Source organism: Flavobacterium polysaccharolyticum, from assembly GCF_038739875.1.
In the GTDB taxonomy this organism is placed as follows: Bacteria; Bacteroidota; Bacteroidia; order Flavobacteriales; family Flavobacteriaceae; genus Flavobacterium; species Flavobacterium polysaccharolyticum.
In genome coordinates this window covers 16,384-27,693 of record NZ_JBCGDP010000029.1, presented here as the reverse complement: position 1 = coordinate 27,693, position 11,310 = coordinate 16,384, and the positions used below count along the sequence as shown (strand labels likewise).

Genomic DNA, 11,310 nt, shown 5'->3' with positions numbered 1-11,310 from the left:
AATATATTCTTCGCAAACCTTACGTTTGAATTCCTCCGAATAATTAGAATAACGTTTTGTAGTGTTTGTTCCTGCACGATTGATCATAAATTTACATTTTTATGTAAACTTATTTCAGGACAAGACATACCGATATACCCACGAAGTACCATAAGTGATGATAAAATGGGTCGCTTGCTGTAATTGCTTTTGGGTGTCTAAAAGAATTCGGTTCAGTTTACTCAACATTACTTCGGCATCAGCATCACTCAACTCAGAATGAACTTCATAACAATGCCATCTTTCATTGAAGAAAAAAATATCATCTTTGGTGAAAAATCTTTGCAACACCACTCTTTCTATAAGTTTTTCAATAGAAACCGGATTGAAAATAATACCAAAAGGATTCACTTGGGTTTGAAATTTATAATAGAGTAATTTATCCCCCATATTTTCAGCAAAGCAAGAGCCTAAAGAAACAATTTTGGAATTGTAGTCTATTGGCTTGGTATTTTGAGGAATGGATATTTTCGTTGTAAAGTTCATAGTTTTTCTCTCAAATTTTGATCATTGAAAATGAAAACAGTTTAAAACTCATTTTCTCGCAAAGGCGCAGAGCCGCAAAGAAAAGACAACTCAACATTTGCACCTCAACGTCTCTGTTAGATAAATTTAGTGAAATCCTTGAGAGAAATAATCGTTAAACTTCGAGTTGTAGACTAAAGATTATTCACAATTCTTGTAATTCCGTTTTTAATCAATGATTCATTAAAATTAATCAACAAACCTAATTTCATTCCAGTTATTTTTAGATAGGTTAAAAGTTGTTTAGGATGAACATTAACTATTTGTTCAACCGATTTTATTTCAATAATCACTTTTTCTTCAATAATCAAATCAGTTCTAAAACCTATATCCAAAAATACTTCATCCCAAATTACTGGTAATGGTTTCTGTCTTTCAACTTTTAATCCTCTATTAGTCAATTCATAATAAAGTATAGCCTCATAAACCGACTCCAACAATCCTGGCCCGAGCTTAGTATGAATTTTATAACAAACATTAACAACAATTCTGGAAATTTCGTTTTCAGTCATATTTGTAATTTTGATACAAAATACTAAAATTCCTTCAAAACAAATAACGCCAATTATTCATAAAGTAAAAAAAATCAAAAAAGACGCAGAGTAGCAAATTCTATAGCTTATCAAATAGGTATTCAATAAACACTTTGCGGCTCTGCGTCTTTGCGAGATAATATTGTCTAAAAGATTAGCGAGCTACTTCACAAACTCAATAGCCTTTTCTAAAGCTTCAGATACACCAGCAGCGTTCTTTCCACCAGCTGTAGCAAAGAAAGGTTGTCCTCCTCCGCCTCCTTGTATGTATTTCCCTAATTCGCGAACTACTTGTCCTGCGTTTAAGTTTTTATCGGCTACTAATTCTTTAGAAATATAGCAGGTCAACATTGGTTTGTCTTCATTTACAGTAGCCAAAACCATGAAAATATTGTTTCCTAAATTACCTAATTCATACACCAAATCTTTGGCACCTTCAGCAGTTAAATCTACTTGTTGCGCTAAGAATTTAACGCCGTTTACTTCTTGAAAAGCAGCGGCTAATTCGCCTTTCATATTCTTGGCTTTGTCTTTTAGCAACGCTTCTATCTGCTTTTTTAAAGAAGCATTCTCATCTTGCAGTGTTTGAATCGCTTTTATAGGGTCAACAGCATTTTTCAACACTTCTTTCATCTCTCCAAAAGTAATCAACTGTGATTCAAAGAAATCCTTAGCTGCTTCACTGGTAATCGCCTCAATTCGGCGAATTCCTGCAGCAACAGCACCTTCTGAAACAATTTTGAAATGCCAAATCTCAGAAGTATTCGCCACGTGTGTTCCTCCACATAACTCAACAGAATCACCAAACTTAATCATACGAACCAAATCGCCATATTTTTCACCAAACAAAGCAATAGCTCCTTCTTCTAGCGCTTGTTCTTTGGCAATTCCACGCTTCTCAATTAATGGCAAACTTTCGCGAATTCTTGCATTAACAAAATTCTCAACCTCTTTCAACTCTTCGTCTGATACTTTAGAGAAGTGCGAAAAGTCAAAACGTAAAGAAGCCGAACGCACCATAGAACCTTTTTGTTCAATGTGTGTTCCTAACACTTTTCTCAACCCTTGATGTAACAAGTGGGTTGCAGTATGATTAGAAGACGTTCTTGCTCTTTGCTTTACATCTACAATCGCTTGGAAAGTATCAGTTAAATTTTCTGGTAATGATTTTGCCAAATGAATGGTTTGGTTGTTCTCTTTTTTTGTATCAATAATATAGGTAATGTCGCCATTACTAGCTTCTAGATATCCTTTATCGCCTGTTTGTCCACCACTTTCCCCATAAAAAGGAGTCGCGTTAAAAACCAACTGAAAAATTTCTCCTTCTTTTACACTTTCTACTCTACGGTATTTTGTGATTTTTACTTGGTGCTGCAAACGATCATAACCTACAAACTCCTGAATATCATCTTCTACAATTACATTCCAATCACCCGCAGTAACTTTTGATGCTGCACGAGAGCGTTCTTTTTGCAATTGTAATTGTTCTTCAAAAACTTTTTCGTCTAATTGCAATCCTTTTTCGGATAGAATCAAAGCCGTCAAATCGATTGGAAAACCATAGGTATCGTACAATTCAAAAGCTTTTTTACCATCAATCACCTTGCTTTGATTGTTAGCAATTACTGCATCTAGTAAAACCAAACCTTGATCTAGCGTACGCAAGAAAGAACTTTCTTCTTCACGAATCACATTAGAACATAATGCTTTTTGAGAACGAATTTCAGGAAAAGAAGCACTCATTTGTGCACTTAAAGTATCTACTAATTTATAGATAAAAGGCTCTTTGGTATTTAAGAAAGTAAAGCCGTAACGAATAGCACGACGTAAAATTCTACGAATTACATATCCTGCGCCTGTGTTGGATGGCAGTTGTCCGTCGGCTATTGCAAAAGCAACTGCACGAACGTGATCTGCAATCACACGAATCGCAATATTTATTTTTTCTTCTTCTTCATTGGCCGCTTTAATCGTATAATTTGCACCTGTAATAGTTTCAATTTCTCGAATCAGCGGAGTAAATACATCTGTATCATAGTTTGACTGAACCCCTTGTAAAACCATACAAAGACGCTCAAATCCCATACCCGTATCAACGTGTTGTGCTGGCAATTTTTCAAGAGAACCATCCGCTTTACGGTTGAATTCCATAAATACATTATTCCAAATTTCAACCACTTGAGGATGATCAGCATTGACTAATTCTTTACCGTCAATCAATGCTTTTTCTTCGGCTGAACGAATATCAACGTGAATTTCAGAACATGGACCACAAGGACCTTGATCTCCCATTTCCCAGAAATTGTCTTTTTTATTTCCTAATAAAATACGGTCTTCTGCAATTAAAGTTTTCCAAATATCATAAGCCTCTTGATCGAAAGGAACATTTTCCTCAACGCTTCCTTCAAAAACAGTTACATAAAGTATGTCCTTGTCAATTTTATAGACATCTGTCAGTAATTCCCAAGCCCAATGAATGGCTTCTTTCTTGAAATAGTCCCCAAACGACCAGTTCCCTAACATCTCAAACATTGTGTGGTGATAGGTATCGATACCTACTTCCTCCAAATCATTATGCTTTCCTGAAACACGCAAACATTTTTGGGTGTCCGCAATACGTTGGCTTTTTGGAGTTCCTAAGCCCAAAAAATATTCTTTGAATTGCGCCATTCCTGAGTTGTTGAACATCAAGGTTGGATCGTCTTTAAGAACGATAGGCGCCGAAGGAACAATTAAATGTCCTTTGCTTTCAAAAAAATCTAAAAATTGTTTACGTACGTCTTGTGATTTCATAGTATTTGATGCGAAATTGGTCTTGAATTGTTTTAATAATTTAGAAAGCACAACAGTCCCCTGTTTATCAGTAGACTAAAAAGACTTCATTTTCTAATTATTTTATTTATGGTAAAAAAAAGAAGAACATTTGAAACATTTCTTAAATTTGTTCGACTAACTTTTTTACAGGTTGCAAAAATAGGGTATTTTAAAATATGGCGAAAGTAAAATATTATTACGATTCCGAAAAATTAGCGTATCGAAAAATTACCACTAAAAAGAGGAAAAAAATCGGTTTTGCTGTCCTGTTTTTGGTGGCCTCGGCGCTTTTTGGTTTCCTTTCATTTGTGGCCTTATTGAATGTTCCTTATTTCAAAACTCCCAATGACAGAGTTCAAGAAAGAGAAATTGAAAATTTAAAGCTGAATTATGCCATTTTAAATAAAAAGCTAGAGCAATTACAAGGAGTAGCAGAACAAATAGCCGAACGTGACAATAATTTGTACAGAACGTATTTCAATACGGCACCTATTTCTGATGAAGAACGAAAATCAGGGTATAAAAACAAAAATAAATATGTCGCCTTACAAGGATTTAATAATTCAGAACTCGTGAGCAGCACGACGAAAAAGATGGATGTTTTGAGTAAACAATTAGCCATTCAATCTAAATCTTTGGATGTTATTTTGAAATTGGCAGAGGCAAAACAGGTCTTTTTGGCCAGTATTCCTGCCATTCAACCTGTACGAAATGAAAATTTAAAACATGTGGCTTCTGGGTTTGGTTATCGTACCGATCCGTTTACCAAAGCACGTAAAATGCATGAGGGCATGGATTTTACGGCAAAAACAGGAACCCCAATTTTCGCTAGTGGTGATGGCATTGTGGCAAGAGCAGATAACTCGGCTTCGGGATTTGGGAATCATATCGTAATTCGGCATGGTTATGGCTATGAAACCCTCTACGCACATTTAAGCAAATACAAGTGTAGAGCCGGACAACGTGTCAAAAGAGGTGACATCATTGGTTATGTAGGAAGCACGGGACGTTCCGAAGCTCCGCATTTGCACTACGAAGTACACAAAAACGGAAAAGTAGTCAATCCGTTGAATTTTTATTACGGTAATATATCAGCGGTTGAATATGTGGCCATATCTAATTTAGCGAATCAAGAAAACCAATCACTGGATTAATCTTTTAAAAAAGTCTCCAGCCAAACAGTGATCAGTTATTATAATTTATTAAAAAGACCGTTCAAAAAACAATAAAAATGCATATAGAATTAGCACCAGAAAAAAGATATTATAGCATTGGCGAAGTGGCCAAAGCCTTTGGCGTTAATACCTCTTTGATTCGATTCTGGGATAGTGAATTTGATATTTTAAAACCAAAAAAAAATGCCAAGGGCAACCGAATGTTTACTCCAGAAGATGTCAAAAACCTACAACTGATTTATCACTTAGTCAAAGAAAGAGGATTTACTTTAGAGGGAGCTAAAACCCATTTAAAAGAAGGACAAAAGAAATCCTTGGATAAATTTGACATCATTCGAAAATTAGAAGCCATAAAAACACAATTAACCCTTATTAAAAACGAACTTTAAACCTTAAGAGAAAAAATACTAAAATTAAACACTAAATAATAAACCTTAAAATTAAATAAACATGAGAAGATTTTTGCCTTGGATTATCGGAATTGGATTAGTTATAATCGTTGCTTTTTGGGTGATGGGTTTAAAAAACACCGCTTTGAAATACAGCCAAGCTGTAGGTAAAGAATGGGGAAATGTTGACGCTGCCTATCAAAGAAGAAATGATTTAATTGGGAACTTAGTAAACACAGTAAAGGGTGCGGCCGATTTTGAAAAAAGCACATTGACAGCTGTAATTGAAGCCCGTGCAAAAGCAACATCAGTAACTGTTGACCCTTCAAACATTTCACCTGAACAATTAACACAGTTTCAACAAGCTCAATCAGGAGTATCGTCATCATTATCTAGATTATTAGTAAGTGTTGAAAAATATCCTGATTTAAAAGCTAATGCAAACTTTTTGAAATTACAAGATGAATTAGCGAGTACCGAAAATCAAATTTTGACTGCACGAACTCGTTTCAATGAATCTGTTGAAGTATACAATGGTTATATCTTAGCCATGCCACAAAGTTTTTTCTTAGGCAATTACAAAGAGAAACCTTTCTTCAAATCTGTTGAAGGCGCTGATAAGCCTGTTGAAGTAAAATTCTAATCCTCCCCAACCCCTCCGAAGGAGGGGCTTTTTTTATACCAATAAAAAAACTAAACAAATGTCAAAAGTAGAAGACTTTTTAACTAAAGAAGAGGAAAGCGCCATAGTAGAAGCTATTTGTGTAGCCGAAAAAAATACTTCTGGCGAGATTAGAGTTCACATAGAAGCAACCACTGCCTTAGACGCCTATGACAGGGCTATGGAGGTTTTTCATGAACTCAACATGGATGCTACTGAATTACAAAACGGCGTACTCATTTATCTAGCGGTAAACGACAAAACCTTTGTGATCTGTGGAGACAAAGGAATCAATGATGTAGTAGCCCCTGATTTTTGGGACTGCACTCGTGATGCTATGGTGAGCCAATTCAAACTAGGAAATTACAAACAAGGCTTGATTGATGGCATTTTAAATGCTGGAGAACAACTCAAAAAATATTTCCCTTGGCAAGAAGGTGACACTAATGAATTGTCAAACGAAATTTCTAAAGGATAACCTATGAAAAATTCCAAAATAAAAACATCAAATTCCAACGGAATTTTTCGATTACCCCTTTTGCTTATTGCTTTTTTAACCTTTCACTGCAGCTTTGCACAATTTACTATTCCAGAAAAACCTAGTGCTCAAACTTCGGTGTATGATTATGCTAATTTATTTAGCGCTGAAGAAAAAGCACAACTAGAAGAAAAATTAGTTCGCTATTCTGATTCGACTACCACTCAGATTGTAGTAATTTCTATTGAAAGTCTAAAGAATGAAAATGTCAATCAATTGGCGACCAATTGGGCACAAACTTGGGGAATAGGACAAGCCAAAGAAGATAACGGTGTCATCATTTTGATTGCTAAAAATGATAGAAAAATAGCCATTAATCCTGGTTACGGACTCGAAGACCGACTAACTGCTGGAATTGGAGGAGAAATCATCCGAAATATCATTACTCCAGAATTCAAGGCAGGAAGTTATTACAGAGGAATTGACAAAGGAACTGATGCCCTTTTTGATGTTTTCAAAGGCAAATACAAAGGTGAACGAAAAAAATCTTCAGGAAAAAGCTTTCCCATTTTACCTTTGATTTTTATTGTTGTCGTCCTGATTATTATTTTCTCTAAAAACAAAGGCGGAGGCAATTCTGGAAATCGAGGAGGCGGAGGTCCTAGCCTACTCGATGTTATCATTTTAAGTAACCTTGGCCGTGGCGGCGGAGGTGGATTTGGTGGTTCATCTGGCGGAGGTTTTGGCGGTGGCGGATTCGGAGGTGGATTCGGCGGTGGCGGATTCTCTGGAGGAGGTTCAAGCGGAAGTTGGTAAGTAAAAAATATTGCCTTATTAAAATCTAAAAAGACAATTTCGATTTGAATTCAAATTACTTGTATAAATTTCATTTCAGTGCTTCGTTTTAATGATAAAAAACAAATAGTTTTGATAAACATTTTAAACCGATGAAAAAAATAACTACTCTTTCATTATTTCTTTTGTGTAACCTCATTTTCTCTCAAGATTTTATTGAACCAGAAAAACAAGGAACACAAATGGAAATCAATGAATTGAATACATTAATAGAAAAACATCCCAGCTCGGAAAATTATTATTACAGAGGGTATTTTAATTATCAAAACAACAATTTTTTTGATGCATTATTAGATTATGATAAAGCAATACAGCTTTCACCAAATGACTTTAAGACCTATTATAGTAGAGGAATCTTAAAAATTAAAACAACTGATTTCAAAGGAGCAATAGAAGATTTTTTGCAGTGTATTCTTATAAATAACACATCCTACAAATCATATTTTAATATTGCTTTTGCAAAAACAAAAATCAATGATTTTGAAGGTGCCATCAAAGATTACAATAATTGTATCAAACTAAATCCAAGCTATTTCCCAGCCTATCAAAATAGGGGTATGCTTTATAAATCCCAAAATTTATTTCAAAAGGCTATTTCTGATTTTGATAAAGTAATCGAATTAGATACCAACAATTTAGAAGCATATCAAGAAAGAGCTGTTTCAAAGGCTATGTTAAATCAAAAAGAAGCTGTTGCTGACTTTGATAAAGTAATTAGCATTGCTCCTCAAAATGCTCAAGCTTATTACAATAGAGCCCTTTATTTCATAAACTTCAAAATTAAGAGAGATTATTGTTCGGATTTAACACAAGCTCTAAAATTGGGTTTTACACCTGCTAAAAATGTAATAGCAGAAGTTTGTTCAAAAAAATAAATTCAAAATAGATAGAAAAAAATCTTTAATTCTGTCATTTGACTAAAAAAGATAATTAAAATTGAAACAGCGCAATGATAGTTCATTGCGCTGTTTTTATTTTAAAACCAAACCAAAAAACCCTGTTAATCAGCGATTTACTTTTAGATAAAAAATATTTTAATAATTCTACTAATTTTATAGAATTAATAATATATATTTGCTCCCGAAAATAATTTCAACCAAAATAAACTACAATGAAAACGAATCAAAAGAATGCATATTCTAGAGAAAAACTAAAAAAGAAACGAGTATCAATTATCAAAATCAGTAATTGTATGATGTGTATGTGCCTAGGCAAATAAAATTTACTATTTAATTCGACTATTTACATATAATTTATATAATAATGAAAAATATCTATACAAAAACACTATCAACCTTACTTTTAATTTTACTATTTTCAACTTCCTATGGACAAAGCCTTTTAGAGGGAGAAGTTAAAAACGATGACAATGCACCTATAGAAGGTGTCAATATATTTATAAAAGGAACTACCAATAGTACGACTTCAGATGTTAATGGTAAGTTTTCCATTCAATCCAAAGCATTGCCATTTACAATTATTGTGCAATACGCTGGTTTTAATACCAAAGAAATTAAAATCACCGAACTACCATCTAATGCAAAACCATTACAAATAAATATCTCTACTGGAGAAGAAAAAGTATTATCTGAGGTAGTGGTTACCTCAAGACGTAGAATAGAAAAAGCTCAAGATATTCCCATTGCCATTTCAGTTGTAACAGGTAAACAAGCAGAACAAGCTGGGGCATTCAACGTGAATCGTCTAAAAGAATTGGTTCCTTCCGTTCAATTGTATTCTTCCAATCCCAGAAATACTGGAATTAACATTCGTGGTCTGGGATCTCCTTTTGGACTGACTAATGACGGTATTGACCCAGGTGTTGGTTTTTATGTAGACGGTGTTTACTTCTCTAGACCTGCCGCTACAACCTTAGATTTTATAGATGTAGATCGAATTGAAGTATTGCGTGGTCCGCAAGGTTCTTTGTTTGGAAAAAACACAACTTCGGGTGCTTTTAACATCACTTCTCGCAAACCTAGTTTTACTTCAAGTGCTGATTTTGAAGTGAGTTATGGCAATTACCAATTCATACAAGCTAAAGCGTCTATTACAGGAGCTTTGAGTTCAAAAGTTGCTGGTAGAATATCTTTCTCTGGTACACAACGTGATGGATTAATCGAAAATATTGTAACAGGAAAAGCAACTAATACACTAAACAACCAAGGAATTAGAGGTCAATTACTTTATACTCCTTCTGATAGAACAAATATACTGTTCGCAGCAGACATCACTTTGCAACGTCCTGACGGATATGCTCAAGTAGTTGCTGGTGTAGCTCCTACACAAAGAGCGGCTTACCGTCAATTTAATGCCATAATTGCTGACTTGAATTACCAACTTCCAAGCTTGAATGCTTTTGACCGCAAGATTGATCACGACACCCCTTGGCGCTCTGGACAAGATTTAGGTGGCGCCTCTTTAAATATTGATACAAAAATTGGTAGTGGAACACTTACCTCAACAACAGCTTGGAGATTCTGGAATTGGGATCCATCAAATGATAGAGATTTTACAGGATTGCAAGTATTGGCATTATCACAAAACCCTGCCAGACATACCCAATTAACGCAAGAAGTACGCTATGCAGGACAAGTAACCTCATCCTTGAGTGGTGTGGTGGGTCTGTTTTTTATTGACCAAGAAGTAAAAGTAAGAGGAAATGAAGAATCTGGAACGGCACAATGGCGATTTGCTCAAAGTACTACTAGCCCATTATGGAGAACACCGGGTCTTTTTGAAGGTTATGGTATAAGAACCAACTCGAATGTACGTTCTACAAGTGCTGCTGTATTTACTCAATTGGATTGGGCAATCACTGAAAAATTACACGTACTTCCGGGTTTACGATATAATTATGACAAAAAAGCTGCTGATTACGACCGTAAAACCTACGGAGGACTTCAAACTACAGATCCAGCTTTACTTGCACTTAAAAGACTGGTTTATACAGATCAATCGTTTACTTCAAGCACTGACGACACAGACTTTTCAGGAAATTTAACCGTGAACTATAAAGTATCCGATAAAGTCAATGCGTATGCTACCTATGCAAAAAGCTATAAACCGGTTGGTGTGAATGTAGCAGGACTTCCGACAATTGCTGGCCAACCAGCCCTTGACCTTGCAGTAATTAAACCTGAAAGCGTTAACCATTATGAATTCGGTATAAAAACTTCACCTATTAAAAATTCGGTTTTAAACCTGACTTTCTTTAACACAGAAATCAAAGATTTCCAAACCAATGTGCAAGCTGCTGAATTGGGTGTAAATCGTGGCTACCTTGCCAATGCTGACAAAGTAAGAGTAAAAGGGATAGAATTAGATGCTAGTTTTTTACTCAACAAACACTTTAGCTTTAATGCTGCCGCAACTTATAGTGATGGAAAATATGTTACATTCACAAACGCCCCATTGCCATTAGAAGAAACTGGAGCTGCGGTATCGTTTAAAGATGTTTCTGGAACAGACTTACCAGGAGTTTCAAAATGGGCAGGAAGTCTTGGAGGAGAATATACTAAAAATGCTAAATTCTTTGGAAGCATAGGTAAATTCTTCATTGCCCTAGATAGTTTTGCTCGTTCTGAATTCTCTTCAAGCCCTTCTGCTTCAAAATATTTGGTAGTACCTGGTTATGCTATATTTAATGGCCGTTTGGGTTTCCGTGTTGCTGATGGTTTGTCCGCACACATTTGGGGTCGTAACTTATTCAACAAAGATTACTACGAGCAATTACTGCCTGCTGGTGGAAATTCAGGACATTATGCAGCAGTACTTGGTGATCAAAGAACCTATGGAGTCACCTTAAAATATTCTTTATAGTGTAAATGAACTTCATTTT

Annotated in this window: 10 protein-coding genes; 7 read left to right on the top strand and 3 right to left on the bottom strand. The window is 35.2% G+C overall.

Features of this window, described 5'->3' with window-relative positions; all coding sequences use genetic code 11:
* Positions 1–114 precede the first annotated feature (114 nt).
* The 3 genes from WFZ86_RS18950 to alaS form a co-directional block, all read right to left on the bottom strand.
* Positions 115–525: a GSCFA domain-containing protein gene (locus tag WFZ86_RS18950; protein WP_342693396.1), complete on the bottom strand. Its 411-nt coding sequence runs from the start codon at positions 523–525 to the stop codon at positions 115–117.
* Between the two features lie 173 nt (positions 526–698).
* Positions 699–1,076, bottom strand: a complete 378-nt coding sequence (locus WFZ86_RS18945) for a GxxExxY protein (RefSeq protein ID WP_342693395.1) — start codon at positions 1,074–1,076, stop codon at positions 699–701.
* Between the two features lie 183 nt (positions 1,077–1,259).
* Positions 1,260–3,890 carry an alanine--tRNA ligase gene (gene alaS / locus WFZ86_RS18940; RefSeq protein WP_342693394.1) on the bottom strand — a complete coding sequence of 877 codons (2,631 nt, stop codon included), beginning with the start codon at positions 3,888–3,890 and terminating at the stop codon, positions 1,260–1,262.
* 197 nt (positions 3,891–4,087) lie between these two features.
* Between alaS and WFZ86_RS18935 the strand changes: the two genes are divergently transcribed.
* From WFZ86_RS18935 to WFZ86_RS18905, 7 genes are all read left to right on the top strand, one after another.
* A complete protein-coding gene (locus WFZ86_RS18935) occupies positions 4,088–5,065 on the top strand; it encodes a M23 family metallopeptidase (protein WP_342693393.1) in 978 nt (325 codons plus the stop codon).
* A gap of 77 nt (positions 5,066–5,142) precedes the next feature.
* The gene (locus WFZ86_RS18930; protein WP_342693392.1) at positions 5,143–5,475 is read left to right on the top strand and encodes a MerR family transcriptional regulator; all 333 of its coding nucleotides are present in this window, start codon (positions 5,143–5,145) and stop codon (positions 5,473–5,475) included.
* Between the two features lie 61 nt (positions 5,476–5,536).
* Positions 5,537–6,118 (top strand): LemA family protein, encoded by a 582-nt coding sequence (locus WFZ86_RS18925; RefSeq protein ID WP_342693391.1) that lies wholly within the window; start codon positions 5,537–5,539, stop codon positions 6,116–6,118.
* Between the two features lie 58 nt (positions 6,119–6,176).
* Complete coding sequence (locus tag WFZ86_RS18920) at positions 6,177–6,614, top strand: TPM domain-containing protein (RefSeq protein ID WP_342693390.1); 438 nt, start codon at positions 6,177–6,179, stop codon at positions 6,612–6,614.
* Positions 6,615–6,617: 3 nt separating this feature from the next.
* Positions 6,618–7,430: a TPM domain-containing protein gene (locus WFZ86_RS18915; protein WP_342693389.1), complete on the top strand. Its 813-nt coding sequence runs from the start codon at positions 6,618–6,620 to the stop codon at positions 7,428–7,430.
* A gap of 131 nt (positions 7,431–7,561) precedes the next feature.
* A complete protein-coding gene (locus WFZ86_RS18910; protein ID WP_342693388.1) occupies positions 7,562–8,344 on the top strand; it encodes a tetratricopeptide repeat protein in 783 nt (260 codons plus the stop codon).
* Positions 8,345–8,732: 388 nt separating this feature from the next.
* On the top strand, positions 8,733–11,291 hold the full coding sequence (locus WFZ86_RS18905; RefSeq protein ID WP_342693387.1) for a TonB-dependent receptor: 2,559 nt from the start codon (positions 8,733–8,735) through the stop codon (positions 11,289–11,291).
* Positions 11,292–11,310: the final 19 nt, after the last annotated feature.